The sequence below is a fragment of the Burkholderia cenocepacia genome, from assembly GCF_014211915.1.
GTDB classification, from domain to species: domain Bacteria; phylum Pseudomonadota; class Gammaproteobacteria; order Burkholderiales; family Burkholderiaceae; genus Burkholderia; species Burkholderia orbicola.
The window spans coordinates 3,399,122-3,421,826 of the sequence record NZ_CP060039.1; the positions used below are offsets into that span (position 1 = coordinate 3,399,122).

A 22,705-nucleotide genomic window follows, 5' to 3' on the forward strand; every position below is an offset into this window, starting at 1 on the left:
GCGCAAAGCCATTACGTTCCAGCATGACGTTCGATCTCCGACAGTTGCGTGCGTTCACCACGATCGTCGCGTGCGGCAGCCTCGGCCGCGCGGCCGACGCACTGCACGTCACGCAGCCGGCGCTGAGCCGGATCCTGAAGCGGCTCGAGGATCAGGTCGGCGCGCCGCTGTTCGAACGCCATTCGAAGGGCGTGCAGCTCACCGCGTTCGGCGAAGCGTTGCTGCCGCACGCGACGCTGCTGCAGCACGAGGCCGAGCATGCGCGCGAGGAACTGGACGCGATGCGCGGGCTCGCGAAGGGCACGATCAAGGTCGGCACGGTGGGCAGCATCGCGAGCCTCGTGTTGCCGGTCGCGGTCGGCCGCGTGCTCGATCGCTGGCCGAACCTGCGCGTCGAAATCATCGAAGGCGTGTGGGACCGGCTCGCGGAAGGGCTGATCAAGCACGAGATCGATCTTGCGCTGTCCGCGCACGGGCCCGATACCGACGAGATCGTCGCGATTCCCGAGTGCCGCTGGGAAGACCGCAGCCATATCGTTGCGGCGCCGCACCATCCGCTGCGCGCGCTCGGCCGCCCGCCGACGCTCGCCGATACGCTGCACGCACGCTGGGCGATTCCGCCGCGCGGCACCGCGCCGTTCGACCACATGCGCGCGACCTTCGACGCACATGGGCTGCCGTTGCCCGACATCGCGGTCGAGACACGTTCGGTCACGACGCTGAAGAGCCTGGTCGCACATGCGGGATTCCTCTGCTGGATGGCCGAGCCGATGTACGGGGCGGAACGGCGCGCCGGCACGATCGACACGCTGCCCGTGCGCGAAGTCGTCGCGGTGCGCACGCTCACCGCATTCCGGCGCCGTCACGGCATCCTCCCCGGGCCGGCCGGCAAGCTGCTCGACGAACTCGTCGCACTCACGCGCGAAGGGCGCTGACGCCCTTTTCCAGCGGCGCTCCGCGTCTGCGCTGCCCCGCACGGCGCCGCAGCGCACCATCGAAATGCCGTGTCCCCGCCTTGACTTTCGTCCGCCCGAATACGATCATTCGCTCACACAAAGAGCAAAAGATCGTATTCGGCAGGATAGACAGGCTGGAACAGGAGACACCGGATGAGCGAATCGCCCGCCGCCCACGCGCCCGTGCTGCTGCACATCGGCGCGGGCTCGTTTCACCGCGCGCACCAGGCGTGGTATCTGCATCGCGTGAACGCGGCCGTGCCGGCCGACGAACGCTGGTCGCTGACCGTCGGCAACATCCGCGACGACATGCGCGCGACGATGGACGTGCTCGCCGCGCAGCACGGTGCGTACACGCTCGAAACCGTCACGCCGCAAGGCGAGCGCGCGTACGAGACGATCGGTGCGATCACGCGCGTGCTGCCGTGGTCGATCGACCTCGCCGCGCTGATCGACGCCGGCGCTGATCCGGCCTGCCGGATCGTGTCGTTCACCGTCACCGAAGGCGGCTACTACCTCGACGAACACAACCGGCTCGACATCGCGAACGCCGATCTCGCCGCCGACCTGCAGGGCGCGCGCACGACGCTGTACGGCGCGCTCGCCGCGCTGCTCGCCGAACGCGTGAAGCGCGGCGCCGGCCCGCTCACGCTGCAAAGCTGCGACAACCTGCGCAACAACGGCGCGCGGTTTCGCGCGGGGATGCGCGAATTCCTCGAACGGCGCGGCGAAGGCGGCCTGCTCGCATGGTTCGATGCGCACGTCGCGACGCCCAGCGCGATGGTCGACCGCATCACGCCGCGCCCGACCGCCGACGTGCGCGAGCGCGTCCTCGCGGCCACCGGCATCGACGACGCGTGCCCGGTGATGGGCGAATCGTTCATCCAGTGGGTGATCGAGGACCGCTTCGCGGCCGGCCGGCCGCGCTGGGAACTGGCCGGCGCCGAACTCGTCGACGACGTGCATCCGTACGAGGAAGCGAAGATCCGCATCCTCAACGCGACGCATAGCTGCATCGCATGGGCCGGCACGCTCGCCGGCCATACCTACATCCACGAAGGCACGCATGACCCGGCGATCCGCCGCTTCGCGCACGACTACGTGACGCAGGACGTGATCCCGTGCCTCACGCCGAGCCCGCTCGATCTCGCACGCTATCGCGACGTCGTGCTGGAGCGCTTCGGCAATCCGTACGTGCTCGACACGAACCAGCGGGTCGCGGCCGACGGTTTCTCGAAGATCCCGGGCTTCATCGCGCCGACGCTCGTCGAATCGTTCGCGCGCGGCGCGGCACCCGTCGCCACCGCCGTGCTGCCCGCGCTGTTCCTGCGCTTTCTCGAACGCTGGGCGCGCGGCACGCTGCCGTATGCGTACCAGGACGGCGTGATGGACGACGGCAGCGCACGCGCGATCGTCGAAGCCGACGACCCGGTCGTCGCGCTGTGCGCGAGCCGCGCCTTGTGGGGCTCGCTCGCCGGCAACGCGGCGCTGTTCGAGGCGCTGCGCGCCGGGCTCGCGCGCGTCGACGCCTGGCTCGCCGCCCGCTGATGACCCGCGCGCGGCGCCCGGCCGCGCAGCCGGGCGAACCCGCTTGGCACAGGCCGTGCCGCACGGCTAAAGTAGCGGCTCCTCACTGACCGAACGGATCGCTCATGTATCTCGGCATCGACCTCGGCACCTCCGAAGTGAAGGTGCTGCTGCTCGCCCCGGACGGCGCGGTCGTCGGCACCGCCGGCTCGCCGTTCAGCGTGTCGCGCCCGCATCCGCGCTGGGCGGAACAGCATCCGGACGACTGGTGGCAAGGCACGCTCGCCGCGCTCGCGGCGCTGCGCGAACGGCACCCGCAGGCGTTCGCGCAGGTGCGCGGCATCGGCCTGTCGGGCCAGATGCACGGCGCGGTGCTGGTCGGCCGCGACGATCGCGTGCTGCGCCCCGCGATCCTGTGGAACGACATGCGCAGCGCCGACGAATGCGCGCTGCTCACCGAACGCGCGCCCGATCTCCATGCGCTGGCCGGCAACCTCGCGATGCCCGGCTTCACCGCGCCGAAGCTGCTGTGGGTCGCGAAGCATGAACCCGACGTGTTCGCGGCGACCGCGTGCGTGCTGATGCCGAAGGACTACCTGCGGTTCCGGCTGACCGGCGCGAAAGTGTCCGATCCGTCGGACGCGGCCGGCACGCTGTGGCTCGACGTCGCGCGCCGCGACTGGTCCGATGCGCTGCTCGCCGCGTGCGGAATGACGCGCGGGCAGATGCCGCGCATCGTCGAGGGCAATGCGCCATCCGGCACGCTGCGTGCGGACGTCGCACGCGAGTTGGGGTTATCCGAGGCCGTGCTGGTTGCGGGCGGCGGCGGCGACAACGCGACGAGCGCGCTCGGCATCGGCGCGACCCACGCGGGCGACGGCTTCGTGTCGCTCGGCACGTCCGGCGTGCTGAGCGTGGTCGGCGACCGCTTCATGCCGAATCCCGCGTCGGCCGTGCATGCGTTCTGCCATGCGATTCCCGATCGCTGGCAACTGATGAGCGTCGTGCTGTCGGCCGCGAGTTGCCTGCGCTGGGTCTGCAAGCTGACCGGCACCGACGAGCCCACGCTGCTCGCCGAAGTCGAGGCGCTCGACCCCGACGCGCTCGCCGCCGCCCCGCTGTTCCTGCCCTACCTGTCGGGCGAGCGCACGCCGCACAATGATCCGTACGCGCAGGGCGTGTTCTTCGGGATGACGCATGCAACGGAGCGCGCGCACCTCGGCTACGCGGTGCTCGAAGGCGTGACGCTCGGCCTCGCCGACGGCCTCGACGCGCTGCACGCGGCCGGCGTCGAGACCGACCAGCTGTCGCTGATCGGCGGCGGCGCGCGCAGCGCGTTCTGGGCGCAACTGATCGCGGACGCGCTGAACGTGCGCACGCGTCAGCACGGCGGCGGCGAAACCGGCGCGGCGCTCGGCGCGGCACGGCTCGGCTGGCTGGCCGTCGGCGGCGATCCGCAGACGGTGCTGACCAAACCGCCGGTGCGCGCCGAATACGCACCGGACGCCGCCCGCCATGCGCGGCTGCGCGAACGCCTCGATGCGTTCCGCACGCTGTACCGTCACGTGCGGCCGCTGTACGAACCGTCGCGCGCACGGCTCGCGTAGGCGCGCTCCGTCGCACGGCCGGCCGCCGGCCAGCCGCGCGACATGCGTTACAGTGGATGCCGTCATGCGGCCCGCCGGCCGGCCCGCGGGGCGGCCCCCAGATCCGAACCGAATCGCTATCGTGTCCAAGTCCTCAGAAAAACTCGATCTCGCCACGCGCGCCGCGTGGCTCTATTACGTCGCGGGCGACACGCAGAACGAAATCGCCGAAAAGCTGCAGGTGTCGCGCCCCGTCGCGCAGCGCCTCGTCGCGTTCGCGGTCGAGAAGAACCTGATCCGCGTGCGCGTCGACCATCGGCTCGCCGACTGCCTCGATCTCGGCGCGCAGCTGTCGAAACGCTACGGCCTCGCGATGTGCGAAGTCGTGCCGGTCGACGCCGATGCGCCCGACGCGATCGACCGCAAGCTCGCGGTCGCCGGCGCGCAGGTGATGGAGCGCTACCTGAACGAAACCCGGCCGATGGTGATCGCGGTCAGCAGCGGCCGGACGCTGAAGGCCGCGGTCGCGCAGATCGCGCAGATCGACCGCCCGCAGCACCGGCTCGTGTCGATGGTCGGCGCGATCGCGGCCGACGGCTCGTCGAACCGCTACGACGTCGCGCAGTACATCTCCGAGAAAACCGGCAGCAAGCACTTCCTGCTGCCCGCACCGCTGTTCGCGGATAGCGACGCCGAGCGCGCGCAATGGTGCAATCACCGGCTGTACCGGATCGTCGAGGCGCTGTCGGGCGAGGCCGACGTCGCGTTCGTCGGGATCGGCAACATCGGCCCGCACTGCCCGCTCTACGAAGACGGCTTCATCACCGAACAGGAGCGCGACGAGATGACCGCGCTCGGCGCGGTGGCCGAACTGCTCGGCGTGCCGATCGACGCGCAGGGCACGCAGATCACCGTGTCGACCAGCGCGCGCGTGACGAGCGTCGCGCTCGCCACGCCGCCGAAGCTGCCGACGATCGCGTTCGCCGGCGGCCCGAAGAAACACGACGCGGTGATTGCCGCGCTGCGCGGCGGCTGGCTGTCGGGGCTCGTCACCGACGAAGCCTGCGCGCGCGCCGCGCTCGCCGCGAAGGCGGCCTGACGCTGCCATCGCACGCGCCGGCTCAGGCCGCGCGCGGCGCCGGAAACGCATGCTGGCGGGCGCACCACGCGCCGCCCCACGCCAGCGCCAGCAGCGCGACGAGCACCCACGGAATCGCGCCGGCGCCCGTCGCGCCGAGCAGCATCCCGCCCGCGATGCCGCCGCCGGCGATCGCCAGATTCCAGACCGTCACGAGCATCGACTGCGCGACGTCGGCCGACTCCCCCGCCGCGTTCGCGGTGGCCGTCTGGAACAGCGTCGGCGCGCCGCCGAACGCGAGCCCCCACAGCACGACGCCCGCATAGACGATCGTCATCCCCGCCCCGGCGCCGAGCATCGCCGCCGCCAATGCGAACAGCGCGATGCTCGCGAGCGTCAGCCGCCGCTGCGCGACGCCGATCCATGCGCCCGTCAGCGCGATGCCGACGAGGGACGCGACGCCGAACACGAACAGCACCACATCGACCTGCGCGCCCATCCGCACGCCCGCAAGGAATGGCGCGACGTACGTGTACAGCATATTGTGCGCGAGCACGTACGCGAACATCACCGTCAGCACCGGCCGCACGCCGGGCAGCGCCAGCACGCCGAGCACCGGCTCGCGCGCGCCGGCCTGCTGGCCCGGATAGTCGGGCACGCGCAGGCGAATCCAGCCGATCAGCGCCAGCGCCGCGAGCGTGATCCCGGCGAACGCGACGCGCCAGCCGAACATCGCGCCGAGCGCCGTGCCGGCCGGAATGCCGATCGACATCGCTGCCGGTATGCCGAGCATCGCGACCGCGATCGCGCGGCCGCGCAGCGACGGGTCGACCAGCCGGCTCGCGTAGCCCGCCAGCAGCGCCCACAGCAGCCCGGCCGACATCCCGGCGACGAACCGTGCGGCCAGCGTGAGCGCGTAGTACGGCGACGCGGCCGTCAGCGCATTCGACACGACGAAGCCGGCCAGCGCCGCGAGCAGCAACCGGCGCCGGCGCATCGCACGCGTCGCCGCGACGAGCGGGATCGCCGCGACGATCGAGCCGAGCGCATAGACGGTCACGAGCTGGCCGATCAACGCCTCGGTCACGTGCAGGTCGGTGCTCATCAGCGGCAGCAGGCCGGCCGGCAACGCTTCGGTGAGCACCGTGATGAAGCCGGCGGTGGCCAGCGCGAGCAGGTTCGCGACGGGCAGACGTGCACGAGCCGGCGTGGACGCATCTGCCGCACGATCGACAGCGCGGTCGGAGACGGATACGCACTCGCTCATGCCGCGCTCCGGTCGTCGATGCCATATACCGCATCGCGCACGTCGGTGACGATGCGCCCGTGCATCCCTTCGTACAACGTATTGGTCAGTGCGACGACCGTCAGCCCGGCTGCGCGGTCGACGAACCACGCATGCCCGTACGCACCGCCCCAGCGCCAGGTGCCGACCGACTCCGGCGATTGCGCGGCCACCGGGTCATGCAGCACGGAAAAACCGAGTCCGAAACCGAATCCCGGCGCATCCGGCAAGTCGTGCGCGCCCGGCTGCACCCGCGCCATCTCGTCGATCCAGCGCGGTGCGAGCCAGCCGTCGAGGCCCGTGCGCAGCGTATCGAGCAGCGTCAGGCAATCGTGCGCGGTGCCGACCATGCCCGCGCCGCCCGACGGCCACGCGGTCGCGTCGAACGCGCGCGCCGGCTCGAAGCGGATACCGACCGTGCCGTCGAACACCGGCACGAGATCGTCGTCCGCCATCCGGCGCGGCACGTCGGGCGTACTGACGTAAGGCGTCGCCAGACGCGCCGCGTCATGCGTGAAAAATGCCGTGTCGGTCATGCCGAGCGGCGTCGTCACAAGCGCCGCCACGGCGTCGACGAGCGGCCGGCCGTCGACCGCCTCGATCAGCGCACCGACCACGTCGGTCGCAAGCGAGTAGCCCCACGACGTGCCGGGCGCGAACTGCAGCGGCACGCCGGCGATGCGCCGCACGTTCTCGGCGAGCGACAGGCTCGCGCGATCCATCCCGTCGGACACGCCCGCGCGCGCATACGGACCGTCGGCGTCGGCTTCGAGAAAGCGATAGCCGAGCCCGGCCGTATGCGACAGCAGATGCCGCAGCGTGATGTTCGCCGGCGTGCCGTCCGCGAGCATCGGCGCGAACGCGGGCAGCCGGCGCGCGACCGGCTCGTCGAGCCCGATCTTCGATGCCGCGACCAGCCGCATCGCGGCGGCCGTCACGATCGGCTTGGATACCGACGCGAGCCGGAACAGCGTGTCCTCGCGCATCGGCGTGCCGGCTTCGCGATCGGCCAGCCCGGCCGCGCGTGCATAACGCAATTCGCCGTCGCGCGCGACCAGCACGACCGCGCCAACCGCGCGCGCATCGGCCAGCGCGCGGTCGAGCACGGCATCGAGCCGGGCGCGCAGCGCGGCATCCGGTTCGGCGCGGCGGGCGGCGACAGGCAGTGATGACATGGCGTGACCTCGAACAGTGAAGGAACGCCCATCGTAGGGAGCCGGCACGAGAAGAAAAATCGGGTTAGAGTTCCGGACACTCCGGACATGGGTGTCCGCAATCGGGAACCTGCATGGAAAATCTTGGCGGCTTCGTCGTGTTCGTCCAGGTCGCGGAAACGCGCAGCTTCGTCGCGGCCGGCCGAGCGCTCGGACTGTCGGCATCGGCGATCGGCAAGCGCATCGCGCGGCTCGAGGCACGCCTGAACGTGCGGCTCTTTCACCGCAGCACGCGCAGCATCACGCTGACGGCCGAAGGCGCGCGCTTTCTCGAACGATGCCGGCGCGTGATCGCCGAAATCGACGCGGCCGAGCGGGAACTGACGCAGAGCGTCGAGGCGCCGCGCGGGCGACTGCGCGTGAGCCTGCCGACGATCGGCACGTTGCTGTTGCCGGTGCTCGCCGATTTCATGGCCGCGTATCCGGAGATCGAGCTCGACATCGATTTCAGCGACCGGATCGTCGACGTGATCGACGAAGGCTTCGACGTGGTACTGCGCACCGGCCATCCGACCGATTCCCGGCTGTCGTCGCGGCTGCTCGGCCACTTCCGCCAGCACCTGGTCGCGTCGTCCGACTATCTCGAACGGCACGGCACGCCGCGCACGCCGGCCGACCTCGCGCAGCACCGCTGCCTGCATTACCGATTCCCGAGCAGCGGCAAGCTCGAGATCTGGCCGCTGCGCGCGCCGCGCGCCGGCACACCGCCGGAGGTACCCGTCTCGATGGTCAGCAACAACGCCGAGACGCGCCTGTGCTTCGCGCTGCGCGGGCTCGGCATCGCGTGCCTGCCCGAGTTCTTCGTGCGCGACACGCTCGCCGACGGCAGGCTGCGCGCAGTGCTCGACGATCACGTCGCGAGCCGCACGCCGTTCTACGTGCTATGGCCGTCGGGCCGCCATCCGCTGCCCAAGCTGCGCGCGTTCGTCGACTACATGGCCGAGCATTTGCGGCTGTAACCGGCGCGCCGCCGTCACGCCGCCTTCGCGTGCGCGCTCAGCCGCCGGAACGCCTGCCCGTGTTCGTCGAACAGGTGGCAGTGCTCGGGCTGCGCATGCACGCGCAGCGCCTCGCCGGTGCGGTACGTGTCGAGCGGCGGAATCCGCGCGATCAGCCCGTCCGGCGCGACGGCCGATTCCGCATACAGATACGCGGCATCGCCGAGCGACTCGACGGCCATCGTCCGCGCGGCGACGCCCGCCGCCGCCGCATCGACCAGCAGATGCTCGGGCCGCACGCCGACGGTCACCGCGGCGCCGCGCTGCAGCCCCGCCGCATCGACCGCGACCCGCTGCGTCTCGCCGCTGTCGAAGCGCACGAGCACGCCGCCCGCATCGGCCGATTCGACCGTGCCCTTCAGGAAGTTCATCTTCGGCGAACCGATGAAGCCCGCGACGAACAGGTTCGCCGGCGCGTGATACAGCGCGTTCGGCGTGCCGACCTGCTGCACCGCGCCGCCCGACAGCACGACGATCTTGTCCGCGAGCGTCATCGCCTCGACCTGGTCGTGCGTCACGTAGATCATCGTCGTCTTCAGCTCGTCGTGCAGCCGCGCGAACTCCAGCCGCATCTTCACGCGCAGCGCGGCGTCGAGGTTCGACAGCGGTTCGTCGAACAGGAACACCTTCGGCTTCCTCGTGATCGCGCGGCCGATCGCGACGCGCTGCCGCTGGCCGCCCGACAGCTGCTTCGGCTTGCGGTCGAGCAGGTGATCGATGTGCAGGATCTTCGCGGCCTGCTTCACGGCCTGATCGATCTCGGGCTTCTTCGCGCCGGCGAGCTTCAGGCCGAACGCCATGTTGTCGTACAGCGTCATGTGCGGGTACAGCGCATACGACTGGAACACCATCGCGATGCCGCGCTTCGCGCTCGGCACGTCGTTGACCTTCGCGCCGTCGATCAGCAGGTCGCCGTTCGAAATGTCTTCCAGGCCGGCGATCATCCGCATCAGCGTGGATTTGCCGCAGCCGCTCGGGCCGACGAACACGACGAATTCGCCGTCGGCGATGTCGAGGTTCACGTTGCGCAGCACTTCGGTGTCGTCGTAGCGCTTCGCGATGTTGCGCAGGAGCACGCTTGCCATGATCTGTCTCCGTTCGTTCGTGATGCGCCGCGTTGAAAGCGGCGCGCCTTCGTTCCTGATTGCTAGTTCGGCAGCACCGCGCCCGTCGCCTGCCAGCGCGCGACGTAGCCGGGCAGCTCGTGCATGTCGTCGAATACGTGCCGCGCGCCGATGCCGCGCAACGCATCGATCTGCGCCGCCGACGCGTGCCCGCCGCCGACGAAGCCGAGCACGGTCATGCCGGCCGCGGCCGCCGCGGTGATGCCGGTCACGCTGTCCTCGACGACCAGGCATTGCGCGGGCACCACGCCGAGCGCGCGTGCGGCTGCCAGATACACGTCGGGCGCCGGCTTCGGCCGCGCGACCGAATCCGCGCAGAACAGCCGGTCGCCGAAAAAGCGCGCGAGGCCGGTGCGCGCGAGCGCCGCTTCGACGTACGCGCGATAGCTGTTGCTCGCGCAGGCCGTCGTCAGGTCGATCGCGGCCAGCGCCGCATCGATACCGTCGACCATCGGCGCGTTGACGGCCGCCGCCTCGACCGCGCGGCGGATCGCGTCGACGTCGTCGGCCGACAGCGTGCGGCCGACCGCGTCGCTCGCGCCGGCCAGCACGCGCTCGATGCGCAGCCCGAGCAGCGGCATCACGGCCGGCCGCGCATCGACGCCCGGCCAGCGCGCATCGAGTTCGCGCACGATCACGTCGGCGGCCACGGCCTCGCTGTCGATCAGCACGCCGTCGCAATCGCAGATCAGCACGTTGACGCCATGCCCGGCCGCACCTTTGCTTGCGCCGCTCATTTAACCGCCCGAACGTGAGCCCGCGCACGAGCTGCTTCTGCGACAGCCAGCCGACGATCAGGATCGGCGCGACCGCGAGCAGGGAAGCTGCGGACAGCTTCGCCCAGAACAGCCCTTCGGGGCTCGAGTACGACGCGATGAACACGGTCAGCGGCGCCGCGTTCGAGCTCGACAGGTTGATGCTCCAGAACGCCTCGTTCCACGACAGGATCACGAGCAGCAGCGCGGTGGACGCAAGCCCCGGCAGCGCCATCGGCATCAGCAGGTAGACGATCTCCTGCCACGTCGACGCGCCGTCGATGCGCCCGGCTTCCAGGATGTCCTTCGGGATTTCGTTGAAGTACGTGAAGGTCATCCACACCGCGATCGGCAGGTTGATCAGCGTATAGACGATCACGAGCCCCGACACCGTATCGAGCAACCCCGCGTTCTTCCACAGCAGGTAGATCGGCACCAGCACGCCGACCGACGGCATCATCTTGGTCGACAGCATCCACAGCAGCACCTTCTGCGTGCGGTGGTTCGGGAAGAACGCCATCGCGTACGCGGCCGGCACCGCGAACAGCAGCGAGATCACCGTGACGCCGGCCGAGATCAGGATCGAATTCCACGCGAACCCGAAGTAGTTGCTGCGCGCGAACACCTCGCGGAAGCTGTCCAGCGTCGGCATGAAGAACAGCGACGACGCGTACGCCTGCTGCTCGGTCTTGAACGCGGTGATCGCCATCCAGAAGATCGGGAAGAACAGCAGGAGCGCGATCAACCACGCAAGCGTGCCGGGCAGCGCGCGCCGCACGAGGTCGAACACGGCCGGCGTGCGCCGGCCTGCCAAGGTCAGGTCGCTCATTTTTCGTACTCCCCCTTCAGGTTGCGCGCGAGCATCCGCACCAGGAAGAACGACACGACGTTCGCGACCACGACGGCGATGATGCCGCCCGCGGATGCGAGGCCGACGTCGAACTGCTGCAGGCCGAGCGCATAGATCAGGTACGACAGGTTGGTCGTCGCGTCGCCGGGGCCGCCGCCGGTCGTCGTATAGATTTCCGCGAAGATCGACAGCAGGAAGATCGTCTCCATCATCACGACCACGGCGATCGCGCGCTTCAGGTGCGGCAGCGTGATGTAGAAGAACATCGCGATCGGGCCGGCGCCGTCGATGCGCGCGGCCTCCTTCTGCTCCTGGTCGAGCGACTGGATCGCGGTGAACAGGATCAGGAACGCGAACGGCAGCCACTGCCACGCGACGATGATGATCACGGCGGTCAACGGGTAATCGGCGAACCAGTCGATCGGCGTCATCCCGAGCGCGCGCATCGCGTTCGCGACGAGCCCGTACACCGGATGCAGGATCATGTTCTTCCAGATCAGCGCGGAGACGGTCGGCATCACGAAGAACGGCGCGATCGCGAGCAGGCGCGCGACGCCCTGCCCGTAGAACTTGCGGTCGAACAGCACGGCCATCAGCACGCCGCCGATCACGGTGATCGCGAGCACCGCGCCGATCAGCACCAGCGTGTGCCAGATCGCGGGCAGGAACGACGGATCGGTCGCGAGGAAGCGGTAGTTGTCGAACCCGGCGAAGCCCTTCACGTCCGGATTCAACAGGTTGTAGCGCGAGAACGAATACCAGATCGTCATCGCGAGCGGAATCGACATCCACAGCAGCAGCACCGCGACGGACGGCGACACGAGCCAGCTCGCGCCGCCGCGCGCACGGCGCGGCGCGCCGGGCGGCGACGACGCGTCGCCGACCGACGGCGCGTGAGCGTGACTCAGGGGAAGACGCAGGTGACGCATGATCGGAGTCCCTCCGGTTGATGCGCGGGCGCGAACGGCCTGCCCGCCTGTCAGCCTAGCCGGCCCGCGCCGTGCACCAAGGCGCACGATGCGGGCCGCGCGACGGCTTGCGCGTTACTTCTTGTAGCCGGCCTGCCGCACTGCGCGGTCGGCCGCGGCCTGTCCGGCGGCGAGCGCCTGGTCGACCGACATCTGGCCCGCGACCGCACCCGCGATCGACTGGCCGACCACCGTGCCGAACGACTGGAATTCAGGAATCCCGACGTACTGCACGCCCGTGTACGGCACCTTCTTCAGCGACGGATCGTTCGGGTCGGCCGTCTCGATCGCCTTCAGCACGAAGTCCGAGAACGGCGCGGCGGCCTTGTACTCGGCGCGCTGATACGTCGACGTACGCGTGCCCGGCGGCACCGACGCCCAGCCTTCGTCCTTGCCGACCATCTCGATGTACTGCTTCGACGTCGCCCACGCGATGAACTTGCGCGCGGCGTCCTGCTGCTTCGACGTCTTCGGTACGGCCAGCGCCCACGCCCACAGCCAGTGCGAGCCCTTCGGCGTGGCGGCGACCGGCGCGGCCGCGAAGCCGATCTTGTCGGCCACCTGCGACTGCTGCTTGTTGTAGAGCATCCCGGCCGCGACCGTCGCGTCGATCCACATCGCGCACTTGCCGGACGCGGTCAGCGTCAGGTTCTCGTTGAAGCCGTTCGAGCTCGCTCCGGGCGGGCCGTTCTTCTTCAGCAGGTTCACGTAGAAATTGATCGCCTTCTTCCACTCGGGCGACGTGAGCTGCGCGTTCCAGTTCTCGTCGAACCAGCGCCCGCCGAACGTGTTCACGACCGTCGACACGTATGCCATGTTCTCGCCCCAGCCGGCCTTGCCGCGCAGGCAGATCCCGTAGGTGCCCTTCGACTTGTCGGTGAGCTTGTCCGCGAATTCGGCGATCTGGTCGTAGGTCGGCTGGTCGGGCATCTTCAGCCCCTTCGCCGCGAACAGGTCCTTGCGGTAGAACGTCATCGAGCTTTCGACGTAGAACGGCAGCGCGTAGAGCTGGCCGTTGTACGACAGGCTGTCGCGCGCGGTCTTCACGATGTCGTTCAGGTCGTAGTCGGCCGGCAGCCCTGTGATCGGCGCGAGCCAGCCGCGCTTGCCCCACTGCGGCGTTTCATAGGTGCCGATCGCCATCACGTCGAACTGGCCGCTGCCGGTCGTGATGTCGGTCGTCGCGCGCTGGCGCAGCACGTTCTCCTCGAGGATCACCCAGTTCAGCTTGATGTCGGGGTTCGCCTTCTCGAACGCGGGCGACAGCTTCTTCAGCTCGATCATGTCGGGGTTGTTCAGCGTCGCGATCGTCAGCGTGCCGGCGGATGCCGCGCAGGCGGCCGTCGCGAGCGCGGCTCCGGCGAAACAGCGTGCGGCGGCGTCGAGCATCTTTCGTTGCATGGCATGTCTCCTGTGATTGTTCGAAATGTCGTCGGTCTTGCATCGGTGTTGCGTCGTTTCCTTCGCGGCCCGTCATGCCGGCCGCTGCATCCCGCACGCGCGCGCATAGTGCGCGATCACGTCGCGTATCCGGTGGCGCACCCATGCGCGCGGTTCCTTCGCGAGACCGCCCGCGCGGCACGCCGCGTAGACGTCCGGCAGCCACTGCGCGACGAGCGTCTCCGGCACCGGCTGCCGCGCGAGGTTGCCGAACAGCTGCTCGACCGCGGCCGCGACGGCCGGCTGCAGCCAGTAATAGCGGATGCGGTCGCTGTAGCTGAACTGGCGCGCGAGCCGCTGCGCGGTCTCGTCGCCGCGGTAGTACGGCGCCCAGTGTTCGGGCTGCGCGCGCATCGCCGCATCGACGACGTCGCGCAACCGCGAGCGCTGCGCGACGTCGTCGATCAGCGCGTCCTCGATGAACGTCAGCGCGAACAGCGCCTCGCGCAGCGCGAACGTCAGCGCGGGGCCGACCTTCAGCACCGCGAAGTGGTCGCGCACGAGCGCGGCGAGCGCGGCTTCCGTCTGGTAATCGGTCGAATGCGCCTCGAACACGAGGCGCGGTGTCTGCAGGATACTCGCGCCCAGTGACGCGGCCTTGGCGCTGTCGTAATCGAGCACGTGACGATCGTCGAAGTCGACGCCCGGCTGCGCGACGATCGCGACGACGCGCGTCCACGCGTCGTCGAGCCCGGCCGCCGAGAACGCGCGGCGGTGCGCGTCGAGCGTCGCCGCGATGCTGTCGCTGCGCGTGACGGCGATCTGCGCGATCGCATCGTCACTCGCGGCGCCGCTCACCTCGCCGCCCGGCGTCGGCACCTCGGTGCCGATCACGTAGACGGGCGCGATCCCGACGCGCGCCGCCGCGTCTTCCGCGACACGGCACAGCTCGGCCGCGCGCGCGGCGATCGTGCGATCGTCGAGCCGTGCCGGATCGTCCGCGCACGCCATGCTCGCATCGAGGTGGATCTTTTCGAAACCGGCTTCGACATACGCGGCGACCATCGCAGCGGCTTCCCGCATCGCGTCGGCCGCGCGACGGTGCCGCCACGGATTCGGGCCGAGATGGTCGCCGCCGAGCACGAGCGCCGACGGCGCGAGCCCGCAGCGCGCGGCAATCGCATCGACGTCTCGACGAAAATCGGCCGGCGTCATGCCCGTATAGCCGCCGAGATGGTTGACCTGATTGCAGGTCGCCTCGATCAAGAGCGGCGAACCGTCCGCGCGCGCGGCTTCGCACGCGGCCTCCAGCACCAGCCGGTGCGCACTGCAGATCGAATAGATGCCGCGCTGCGCGTCCGCGCGGTTCGCGTCGAAAATCATCCGCAGCACGGTGTCCGCGTGCGCGGTGCGCGGGCGTTCGGCAACGGTCGTCAGGCCGGACATGCGATCCCCCGTTCGGTCAGGAAGCGGTCGATCTCGGCCGCGCTGCTGTTGCCTTCCATCGGGCCGCGCCGCGTGACCGCGATCGCGCCGGCCGCGTTCGCACGGCGCAATGCGACGTCGACGGCCACGCCCGCGACGAGGCTCGCGACCAGCGTGCCGCCGAAGCAGTCGCCGGCGCCGGTCGGGTCGACTTCGTCGACCGGGAACGCCGGCGCTTCGGCACGGTGCGCGCGATCGAACGCGACGCTGCCTTGCGCGCCGCGTTTGAGCACGACGCGCTCGAGCAGCGGATGCGTCGCGAGCAGGCCCGCGATCGCGCGCTCGGCCGGCTGCGGGCCGCAGAAGAACGGCAGGTCGGCTTCGCTCGGCAGGAACAGGTGGCACGCGGCGAGCATCTCGTCGAGCGCCGCGCGCATCGGGCGGAAACTCAGCATCTCGGGCCGCACGTTCGGATCGAACGACACCTTGGCGCCGGCGCGCGCGGCCTCGATCACGCCGCGCTGCACGGCCGCGATCGCCGATTCGCTCGTCAGCGACGAGCCCATCACGTGAAAGTAGCGGCAGCCGTCGAACATCGCGGTGTCGACGTCGGACGCATCGACGCACGCCGCGGCACTGGTCGACAACGTGAACACGAAACTGCGCGAGCCGTCGTCGCGATACGCGACGAACGCGGTGCCGGTCGGGCGAGCGACGCGACGAATGCGCGCGACGTCGACGCCGTCCCGGGCGAGCCGCGCGACGATCGCATCGCCGAACGCGTCGCGGCCGACGCAGCCCGCATACGCGACACGCGCACCGAGCCGCGCGGCCTGATCGGCGAAGATCGCCGGCGCGCCGCTCGGGAACGGTCCTTCGAACAGGCCTGGCGTATCGAAACCCTGGCCGCGCTCGGCGGCGACGAATTCGGCCAGCAGTTCGCCGGCGACGACGATCTCGGCCATCAGGCGAGCCCTCCTCGTGCGACGGCGGCCGCTGCGTCGCGGGCCGGCCGGCGGAGGGCGCGTGCGAGCGGCGCCACGTCAGCTCATCCAGTTGCCGCCATCGACGTTCAACGTCTGGGCGGTGATGTAGTCGGCATCGGCCGACGCGAGGAACAGCGCGGCGCCCGTCAGGTCGCCCGGCACGCCCATGCGGCCGAGCGGCACGGCTTCACCGACGAGCCGCTTCTTCTCGCCGAGCGGCCGGTTCTCGTAGCGCGCGAACAGCGCATCGACCTGCTCCCACATCGGCGTGTCGACGACGCCCGGCGCGATGCCGTTCACGTTGATCCGGTGCGGCGCGAGCGCGAGCGCGGCCGACTGCGTATAGCTGATCACCGCAGCCTTGGTCGCGCAGTAGTGCGAAACGAGCGCCTCGCCGCGACGGCCGGCCTGCGACGACATGTTGACGATCTTGCCGCCGCGCCCCTGCTCGACCATCCGTTGCGCAACCGCCTGCATCAGGAAGAACAGCCCTTTCACGTTGACCGAGAACAGCCGGTCGAACACGTCCCAGGATTCATCGAGGAGCGGGCGCATGTCGAACAGCGCCGCGTTGTTGAACAGGATGTCGACGCCGCCGAAGCGCTCGACCGCCGTGGCGACGATCCGTGTGATGTCGTCGCGACGCGTGACGTCGGCCGTGACGGCCACCGCGCGGCCCGGGTTGGCCTCGATCAGCCGCGCGAGCGAGCCGCCTGCCGGCTTCACGTCGACGAGCACGCAGCGCGCGCCCTCGCCCAGATAGCGTTGCGCGACCGCCTCGCCGATGCCGCTTGCGGCGCCCGTCAGGATCGCGACCTTGTCTTCCAGTCTCACTGGCTGTCTCCGGTTCGTTCTGTTGCACGACGGTCGAGGTGAGCGAACGCTCATCTACCGATCAATTGCTCTGTTAGTGATCGAATGATCGGATACGCGATGCGCGCTGTCAAGGCGACGTGACGGCTTTCTATGACGCGCTGCGGCACGGCGGCGCACGACGACGCCCCGCCGTGCCCGCGCGGCAAGGCGCAAGACGCACGGTGCGGCGCGGTGGTATCGACGATGAAGGGGACGGAGCGTGGGCGGAGCGAGGCGGAAAACCGAATTCGCGCTGCACGACGCGACGATACGTTATATCATCGCCGTACTTTGTTTCATCGCCCTGCTTCACGCCATGGCTACCTCATCGTCCATTGACGCCCGGCTGTCCCGGGCCGACGCATTCGCCGCCGAGCACGGGCTCGCGTGGACGCCGCTGCGCCGCCAGGTCTACGAGCGCGTGCTGGCCGCACAGCGCCCGATCGGCGCGTACGACCTGCTTGCCGAACTCGAACCGCAGCGCGGCCGCGTGCCGCCGACGACCGTCTATCGCGCGCTGGATTTCCTCGTCGAGCACGGCTTCATCCACCGGATCGAATCGAAGAACGCGTTCTTCGCCTGCTGCGAGATCGGCGTGCCGCACGAAGGCCAGTTCCTGATCTGCGATTCGTGCGGCGACACCGTCGAGATTCCCGGCGGCGACCTCGCGAAGCAGTTGTCCGCGAGCGAGCCCGCGCACGGTTTCGAAGTCCACCACCAGGTCGTCGAGCTGAGCGGCCTGTGCGGGCACTGCAAGCGCAAGCCCGCGCAGCGCTGACGCCGAATCGCGCGGCGTGCGCGCCGCCCTTCCAACGAGGAGTTCCATGTCCATTGCCCTGAAGCGCGCGCCGCGGCGCGCCCTGTCGCCTGTCCGCTGGCTGGCCGCCGCCGTCGCCGCGCTGTCGTTCGCCGCGCCGGTGGTCGCGCAGGCCGCGACCGTCAACGTCGTCGCCGCGGAGAATTTCTACGGCGACGTCGCGTCGCAGATCGGCGGCCGCCACGTCGCGGTCACCAGCATCCTCAGCAATCCCGATCAGGACCCGCACCTGTTCGAAGCGAGCCCGAAGACGGCCCGCGCGCTCCAGCACGCGCAGGTCGTGATCTACAACGGCGCCGACTACGATCCGTGGATGGGCAAACTGCTCGGCGCGTCGAAACAGGCGAAGCGCGCGACGATCGTCGTCGCCGATCTCGTCGGCAAGAAGGCCGGCGACAACCCGCACCTGTGGTACGACCCGGCGACGATGCCGGCGGCCGCACGCGCGATCGCGGCCGAGCTGGGCCGCGCCGACCCGGCGAACAAGGCCGAATACGAGGCGAACCTGCAGAAGTTCGTCGCATCGCTGAAGCCCGTCGACGACAAGATCGCCGCACTGCGCGCGAAGTACAAGGGCGTGCCCGTGACGGCCACCGAGCCCGTGTTCGGCTATATGTCGGACGCGATCGGCCTCGACATGCGCAACCAGCGCTTCCAGCTCGCAACGATGAACGACACCGAAGCCAGCGCGCAGGACGTCGCCGCGTTCGAGGGCGACCTGCGCAAGAAGCAGGTGCGCGTGCTGATCTACAACAGCCAGGCCGAGGAGCCGATGACCAAGCGCATGCTGAAGATCGCGCGCGACGGCGGTGTGCCGACCGTCAGCGTCACCGAGACGCAGCCGGCCGGCAAGACCTTCCAGCAATGGATGAGCGGCCAGCTCGACGCGCTCGGCAACGCGCTTTCCGCCGGCAAGTAACAGACCACCGTCACACCATGACCGCCACTCCCCACGCACTCGCACTCGATCGCGTCACGCTCGAACTGGGCGGCCGCACGATCCTGCGCGACGTCAGCTTCTCGATCGAGCCCGGCGAATTCGTCGGCGTGCTCGGGCCGAACGGCGCGGGCAAGACGACGCTGATGCGCGCGGTGCTCGGCCTCGTCCCCGTGTCGGCCGGCACGCTGTCGGTCGGCGGTGTGCCGGTCGCGCGCGGCAACGCATCGATCGGCTACATGCCGCAGATCAGGAGCGGCCTCGCGAACCGCCGGATGCGCGGTTACGACTTCGTCGCAATGGCCGCCGACGGCCACCGGTGGGGCCTGCCGCACACGAACGCGGCCACGCGCCGCGACGTCGATCGCGTGCTCGACCTCGTCGGCGGCCCGTCGCTCGCGCGCCGGCCGCTGTCCGAACTGTCGGGCGGCGAACGGCAGCGCCTGCTGCTCGCGCAATGCCTCCTCGGCAATCCGAAGCTGCTGCTGCTCGACGAGCCGCTGATCAGCCTCGACCCGAACCACCAGCGCGGCGTCGTCGAACTCGTGCGCAACGTGCAGCGCGAGCTCGGCATCACCGTGCTGTTCTCCGCGCACGAACTGAACCCGCTGCTGAACGCGCTCGACCGCGTGCTGTATCTCGGCAACGGCGTCGCGGCGCTCGGCACCGTCGACGAGGTGATCACGAAGCCCGTGCTGTCGCGCCTCTACGGCTCGCCGATCGACGTGATGCGCGTGAACGGCAAGATCTTCGTGATGTCGGGCGACGTCGAAGTCGAGAAGCACGATCACGAACACGAGGACGACGACGGCCATTCGCACGGCGGGGGCGGCGGCCACGGCCATCATCACCACGGACACGCTCATCCCGGGCATTCGCACGATGTTTGAATACGACTTCATGATCAACGCCTTCGCGGCGTCGGGGATCGTCGCGGTGCTCGCGGGCATCGTCGGCTATTTCCTGGTGCTGCGCGGGCAGACCTTCGCCGGTCACGCGCTGTCGCACGTCGGCTTCACCGGCGCGACGGGCGCGGTGCTGCTCGGCATCTCGCCGATCTGGGGGATGGTCGGCTTCACGCTCGCGGCCGGGATCGGGATGGGCGCACTCGGCGAAAAGCTCGCGGGCCGCGACGTCGCGATCGGCGTGATCCTGTCGGGTGCACTCGGCTTCGGCCTGTTGTTCCTGCACTTCTACACGTCGTTCGCGACGCAGGTCACCGCCTTGCTGTTCGGCAACGTGCTCGCGGTCAGCCACGACACGCTCGCGGTGCTCGCGGGCATCGGCGCGGTGAGCCTCGCCGCGCTCGCGCTGATCGCGCGGCCGCTGCTGTTCGCGTCGCTGCAGCCCGAACTGGCCGAAGCCAAGGGCGTGTCGCTGCGCACGGTGTCGATGCTGTTCCTCGCGGTGTGCGCGCTCGCGGTGGCCGCTGCCACGCAGATCGTCGGCGTGCTGCTCGTGTTCACGCTGCTGGTGGGGCCGGCCGCGGCCGCGCAGAACGTGTCGACGCGACTGTCGACGGGCGTACTGCTCGCCGCGCTGTTCGCGCTGTTCGAAGCGTGGGTCGGCATCGTGCTCGCGTATCACACCGACTGGCCGACGAGCTTCTGGATTACGGCGTTGTCGGCGCTCGTGTACGGCGCGAGCCTGTTGCGACGCAACTGATCGGCGCGGCGCATCGCCTCCCGATGCCAATGAAAACGCCGGCGTGCCCGAGGGCAGCGCCGGCGTTTTTTCATGCGCCCGCGACTACGTCGCGGCGCGCCATATGCACGACGTGTGTCGGTTCCCGCTCACCGCGCCAGCACGCGCGCGTGATGCGCAAGGTGATCGGCGATGAACGTCGAGATGAAGTAGTAGCCGTGGTCGTAGCCCGGATGGCGGCGCAACGTCAGCGGCTGACCGGCCTTCGCGCACGCGGCTTCGAATACGTCGGGGTTCAGCTGGTTCGCGAGGAACTGGTCGGCCAGCCCCTGATCGACGAGGATGCCGTCCGCGAACTTCGGCGCATCGGCGCGCGCGACCAACTCGCTCGCGTCGTGCTCCTTCCACGTCTCGCGATCGGCGCCGAGATAGCCGGAGAACGCCTTCTCGCCCCACGGGCAGCGCGTCGGCGCGGCGATCGGCGCGAACGCCGACACCGACCGGTACAAGCCCGGATGACGCAACGCGAGCGTCAGCGCACCGTGCCCGCCCATCGAGTGGCCGAAGATGCCGAGCCGCGCGCCGTCGATCGGCAGCTCGGCCGCGACCAGCTCGCGCAGCTCGCCCGTCACGTACGACTCCATCCGGTAATGCGTCGACCACGGCGCTTCGGTCGCATCGACGTAGAAACCCGCGCCGACGCCGAAGTCCCACGCATCCGTCTCGCCCGGCACGCCCGCGCCGCGCGGGCTCGTGTCGGGCATCACGAGCGCGATGCCGTGCTGCGCCGCGTATTGCTGCGCGCCGGCCTTGATCGCGAACGTCTCGTCGGTGCACGTGAGCCCGGCGAGATAGAACAGCGCAGGCACGCGCCCGTGCGCGGCCTGCGGCGGCAGATACACCGAAAACTTCATCGGCAGGCCGATGGCCGCCGAATCGTGACGGTAGAAACGCTGCTCGCCGCCGTGGCACGCATGCGAGGAAACGAGTTCGAGCATGGCGGTGCGCTCCCGGTCAGTACAGCACGACCGAGCGGATCGACTCGCCGGCCTTCATCAGGTCGAAGCCTTCGTTGATCCGCTCGAGCGGCAGCGTGTGCGTGATCAGGTCGTCGATGTTGATCTTGCCTTCCATGTACCAGTCGACGATCTTCGGCACGTCGGTGCGCCCGCGCGCGCCGCCGAACGCCGAGCCCTTCCACTCGCGGCCCGTCACCAGCTGGAACGGACGCGTGCTGATTTCCTCGCCCGCCGCCGCCACGCCGATGATGAACGACTGGCCCCAGCCCTTGTGCGTGCATTCGAGCGCCTGGCGCATCAGCTTCACGTTGCCGACGCATTCGAACGAATAGTCGGCGCCGCCGTCGGTCAGTTGCACGATGTGGTCGACGACGTTCTCGACTTCGTTCGGGTTGATGAAATGCGTCATCCCGAACTTCTTCGCGAGCTCGACGCGCTTCGGGTTGATGTCGACGCCGATGATCTTGTCCGCGCCGACCATCTTCGCGCCCTGGATCACGTTCAGGCCGATCCCGCCGAGGCCGAACACGACCACGTTCGCACCGGCCTCGACCTTCGCCGAGTACACGACCGCGCCGACGCCCGTCGTCACGCCGCAGCCGATGTAGCAGATCTTGTCGAACGGCGCGTCCTCGCGCACCTTCGCGACGGCGATCTCCGGCACGACGATGTAGTTCGAGAACGTCGACGTGCCCATGTAGTGGAACAGCGGCTTGCCGTCGAGCGAGAAGCGCGACGTCGCGTCCGGCATCAGGCCCTTGCCCTGCGTCGCGCGGATCTTCTGGCACAGGTTGGTCTTGCGCGACAGGCAGAACTTGCACTCGCGGCATTCGGGCGTGTAGAGCGGAATCACGTGGTCGCCCTTGCGCACGGTACCGACGCCGGGGCCGACGTCGACCACCACGCCCGCGCCTTCATGGCCGAGGATCGCCGGGAAGATCCCTTCCGGATCGGCGCCCGACAGCGTGTAGTAGTCGGTGTGGCAGATGCCCGTCGCCTTCACTTCGATCAGCACTTCGCCGGCACGCGGCCCTTCGAGATCGACTTCCTCGATCGTCAGCGGCGCACCCGCCTTCCATGCAATCGCGGCTTTCGTTTTCATCGTGTCACTCCTGTGTGTCGGTGAGATCGGCCCGGGCCGGCGTGCGGCGCCGGCCGGGGTTTCGTGCAAAGCGGTCGAAGCCGTGCCGCGTGGCACGGCGCAAGAATCTCGTGCTCGCCATGATGGCCGCTCCCGTCGCGCATCGCGTGCGGGAAACGGTCGCCGGCTTGCCAGGATGCGTCATCGCTGGCGCAAAAGA

General features: G+C 69.6%; 20 protein-coding genes and 1 pseudogene. 9 read left to right on the forward strand and 12 right to left on the reverse strand.

What is annotated here, in order from left to right:
* Positions 1–23 precede the first annotated feature (23 nt).
* From SY91_RS16095 to SY91_RS16110, 4 genes are all read left to right on the forward strand, one after another.
* A complete protein-coding gene (locus tag SY91_RS16095; RefSeq protein WP_053524893.1) occupies positions 24–935 on the forward strand; it encodes a LysR family transcriptional regulator in 912 nt (303 codons plus the stop codon).
* A gap of 174 nt (positions 936–1,109) precedes the next feature.
* Positions 1,110–2,504: a D-arabinitol 4-dehydrogenase gene (dalD, locus tag SY91_RS16100; protein ID WP_185920985.1), complete on the forward strand. Its 1,395-nt coding sequence runs from the start codon at positions 1,110–1,112 to the stop codon at positions 2,502–2,504.
* A 104-nt stretch (positions 2,505–2,608) separates the two neighbouring features.
* A complete protein-coding gene (gene xylB / locus SY91_RS16105) occupies positions 2,609–4,090 on the forward strand; it encodes a xylulokinase (protein ID WP_185920986.1) in 1,482 nt (493 codons plus the stop codon).
* Positions 4,091–4,154: 64 nt separating this feature from the next.
* Entirely contained in the window at positions 4,155–5,168 is a 1,014-nt protein-coding gene (locus tag SY91_RS16110; RefSeq protein ID WP_011546075.1) for a sugar-binding transcriptional regulator, read from the forward strand.
* A gap of 22 nt (positions 5,169–5,190) precedes the next feature.
* Here the strand turns inward: SY91_RS16110 and SY91_RS16115 are convergent, their stop codons facing one another.
* Together SY91_RS16115 and SY91_RS16120 are read right to left on the reverse strand one after the other, a co-directional pair.
* Complete coding sequence (locus tag SY91_RS16115; RefSeq protein WP_124592144.1) at positions 5,191–6,414, reverse strand: MFS transporter; 1,224 nt, start codon at positions 6,412–6,414, stop codon at positions 5,191–5,193.
* Positions 6,411–7,607, reverse strand: a complete 1,197-nt coding sequence (locus SY91_RS16120) for a serine hydrolase domain-containing protein (RefSeq protein WP_185920987.1) — start codon at positions 7,605–7,607, stop codon at positions 6,411–6,413. The genes SY91_RS16115 and SY91_RS16120 overlap by 4 nt, the downstream gene beginning before the upstream one ends.
* A 113-nt stretch (positions 7,608–7,720) precedes the next feature.
* Here SY91_RS16120 and SY91_RS16125 point away from each other — a divergent pair, with 113 nt between their 5' ends.
* On the forward strand, positions 7,721–8,605 hold the full coding sequence (locus tag SY91_RS16125; RefSeq protein ID WP_124678147.1) for a LysR family transcriptional regulator: 885 nt from the start codon (positions 7,721–7,723) through the stop codon (positions 8,603–8,605).
* A gap of 14 nt (positions 8,606–8,619) precedes the next feature.
* Here the strand turns inward: SY91_RS16125 and SY91_RS16130 are convergent, their stop codons facing one another.
* The 8 genes and pseudogenes from SY91_RS16130 to SY91_RS16165 form a co-directional block, all read right to left on the reverse strand.
* Positions 8,620–9,729, reverse strand: a complete 1,110-nt coding sequence (locus tag SY91_RS16130) for an ABC transporter ATP-binding protein (RefSeq protein ID WP_185921160.1) — start codon at positions 9,727–9,729, stop codon at positions 8,620–8,622.
* A gap of 62 nt (positions 9,730–9,791) precedes the next feature.
* The gene (locus SY91_RS16135) at positions 9,792–10,505 is read right to left on the reverse strand and encodes an HAD family hydrolase (protein ID WP_006477977.1); all 714 of its coding nucleotides are present in this window, start codon (positions 10,503–10,505) and stop codon (positions 9,792–9,794) included.
* Between the two features lie 7 nt (positions 10,506–10,512).
* A pseudogene (locus SY91_RS16140) lies at positions 10,513–11,352 on the reverse strand (carbohydrate ABC transporter permease); the annotation flags it as partial.
* On the reverse strand, positions 11,349–12,302 hold the full coding sequence (locus tag SY91_RS16145; protein WP_011546081.1) for a carbohydrate ABC transporter permease: 954 nt from the start codon (positions 12,300–12,302) through the stop codon (positions 11,349–11,351). The pseudogene SY91_RS16140 and the gene SY91_RS16145, both read right to left, overlap by 4 nt.
* A 114-nt stretch (positions 12,303–12,416) precedes the next feature.
* Positions 12,417–13,742, reverse strand: coding sequence for an ABC transporter substrate-binding protein (locus SY91_RS16150; RefSeq protein ID WP_006477974.1), 1,326 nt, complete (start codon positions 13,740–13,742; stop codon positions 12,417–12,419).
* A gap of 72 nt (positions 13,743–13,814) precedes the next feature.
* On the reverse strand, positions 13,815–15,167 hold the full coding sequence (locus SY91_RS16155) for a D-tagatose-bisphosphate aldolase, class II, non-catalytic subunit (RefSeq protein ID WP_006477973.1): 1,353 nt from the start codon (positions 15,165–15,167) through the stop codon (positions 13,815–13,817).
* Positions 15,155–16,111: a sugar kinase gene (locus SY91_RS16160; protein ID WP_006477972.1), complete on the reverse strand. Its 957-nt coding sequence runs from the start codon at positions 16,109–16,111 to the stop codon at positions 15,155–15,157. Before SY91_RS16160 ends, SY91_RS16155 begins: the two co-directional genes overlap by 13 nt.
* 78 nt (positions 16,112–16,189) lie before the next feature.
* Positions 16,190–16,966 (reverse strand): L-iditol 2-dehydrogenase, encoded by a 777-nt coding sequence (locus SY91_RS16165; RefSeq protein ID WP_034174428.1) that lies wholly within the window; start codon positions 16,964–16,966, stop codon positions 16,190–16,192.
* A gap of 337 nt (positions 16,967–17,303) precedes the next feature.
* Between SY91_RS16165 and SY91_RS16170 the strand changes: the two genes are divergently transcribed.
* Genes SY91_RS16170 through SY91_RS16185 form a run of 4 tightly spaced genes read left to right on the forward strand, consistent with a single transcriptional unit; the run spans position 17,304 to position 20,406 of the window.
* Positions 17,304–17,765: a Fur family transcriptional regulator gene (locus tag SY91_RS16170; protein WP_011546084.1), complete on the forward strand. Its 462-nt coding sequence runs from the start codon at positions 17,304–17,306 to the stop codon at positions 17,763–17,765.
* Between the two features lie 46 nt (positions 17,766–17,811).
* A complete protein-coding gene (locus tag SY91_RS16175; protein WP_034174427.1) occupies positions 17,812–18,723 on the forward strand; it encodes a metal ABC transporter solute-binding protein in 912 nt (303 codons plus the stop codon).
* Positions 18,724–18,740: 17 nt separating this feature from the next.
* On the forward strand, positions 18,741–19,631 hold the full coding sequence (locus tag SY91_RS16180) for an ABC transporter ATP-binding protein (RefSeq protein WP_012329132.1): 891 nt from the start codon (positions 18,741–18,743) through the stop codon (positions 19,629–19,631).
* Positions 19,624–20,406: a metal ABC transporter permease gene (locus SY91_RS16185; RefSeq protein WP_185920988.1), complete on the forward strand. Its 783-nt coding sequence runs from the start codon at positions 19,624–19,626 to the stop codon at positions 20,404–20,406. The genes SY91_RS16180 and SY91_RS16185 overlap by 8 nt, the downstream gene beginning before the upstream one ends.
* A 128-nt stretch (positions 20,407–20,534) precedes the next feature.
* On the opposite strand, the gene fghA is transcribed toward SY91_RS16185, so the two are convergent.
* Complete coding sequence (fghA, locus tag SY91_RS16190) at positions 20,535–21,383, reverse strand: S-formylglutathione hydrolase (RefSeq protein WP_185920989.1); 849 nt, start codon at positions 21,381–21,383, stop codon at positions 20,535–20,537.
* A gap of 16 nt (positions 21,384–21,399) precedes the next feature.
* Entirely contained in the window at positions 21,400–22,506 is a 1,107-nt protein-coding gene (locus tag SY91_RS16195; RefSeq protein WP_006483756.1) for an S-(hydroxymethyl)glutathione dehydrogenase/class III alcohol dehydrogenase, read from the reverse strand.
* Positions 22,507–22,705 lie beyond the last annotated feature (199 nt).

Bases quoted from the DNA above. Each gene is read 5' to 3' on its own strand.
- SY91_RS16095 (WP_053524893.1), top strand. From the start codon at position 24: ATGACGTTCGATCTCCGACAGTTGCGTGCGTTCACCACGATCGTCGCG.
- dalD (WP_185920985.1), top strand. From the start codon at position 1,110: ATGAGCGAATCGCCCGCCGCCCACGCGCCCGTGCTGCTGCACATCGGC.
- xylB (WP_185920986.1), top strand. From the start codon at position 2,609: ATGTATCTCGGCATCGACCTCGGCACCTCCGAAGTGAAGGTGCTGCTG.
- SY91_RS16110 (WP_011546075.1), top strand. From the start codon at position 4,155: ATGCGGCCCGCCGGCCGGCCCGCGGGGCGGCCCCCAGATCCGAACCGA.
- SY91_RS16115 (WP_124592144.1), bottom strand. From the start codon at position 6,414: ATGAGCGAGTGCGTATCCGTCTCCGACCGCGCTGTCGATCGTGCGGCA.
- SY91_RS16120 (WP_185920987.1), bottom strand. From the start codon at position 7,607: ATGTCATCACTGCCTGTCGCCGCCCGCCGCGCCGAACCGGATGCCGCG.
- SY91_RS16125 (WP_124678147.1), top strand. From the start codon at position 7,721: ATGGAAAATCTTGGCGGCTTCGTCGTGTTCGTCCAGGTCGCGGAAACG.
- SY91_RS16130 (WP_185921160.1), bottom strand. From the start codon at position 9,729: ATGGCAAGCGTGCTCCTGCGCAACATCGCGAAGCGCTACGACGACACC.
- SY91_RS16135 (WP_006477977.1), bottom strand. From the start codon at position 10,505: ATGAGCGGCGCAAGCAAAGGTGCGGCCGGGCATGGCGTCAACGTGCTG.
- SY91_RS16145 (WP_011546081.1), bottom strand. From the start codon at position 12,302: ATGCGTCACCTGCGTCTTCCCCTGAGTCACGCTCACGCGCCGTCGGTC.
- SY91_RS16150 (WP_006477974.1), bottom strand. From the start codon at position 13,742: ATGCAACGAAAGATGCTCGACGCCGCCGCACGCTGTTTCGCCGGAGCC.
- SY91_RS16155 (WP_006477973.1), bottom strand. From the start codon at position 15,167: ATGTCCGGCCTGACGACCGTTGCCGAACGCCCGCGCACCGCGCACGCG.
- SY91_RS16160 (WP_006477972.1), bottom strand. From the start codon at position 16,111: ATGGCCGAGATCGTCGTCGCCGGCGAACTGCTGGCCGAATTCGTCGCC.
- SY91_RS16170 (WP_011546084.1), top strand. From the start codon at position 17,304: ATGGCTACCTCATCGTCCATTGACGCCCGGCTGTCCCGGGCCGACGCA.
- SY91_RS16175 (WP_034174427.1), top strand. From the start codon at position 17,812: ATGTCCATTGCCCTGAAGCGCGCGCCGCGGCGCGCCCTGTCGCCTGTC.
- SY91_RS16180 (WP_012329132.1), top strand. From the start codon at position 18,741: ATGACCGCCACTCCCCACGCACTCGCACTCGATCGCGTCACGCTCGAA.
- SY91_RS16185 (WP_185920988.1), top strand. From the start codon at position 19,624: ATGTTTGAATACGACTTCATGATCAACGCCTTCGCGGCGTCGGGGATC.
- fghA (WP_185920989.1), bottom strand. From the start codon at position 21,383: ATGCTCGAACTCGTTTCCTCGCATGCGTGCCACGGCGGCGAGCAGCGT.
- SY91_RS16195 (WP_006483756.1), bottom strand. From the start codon at position 22,506: ATGAAAACGAAAGCCGCGATTGCATGGAAGGCGGGTGCGCCGCTGACG.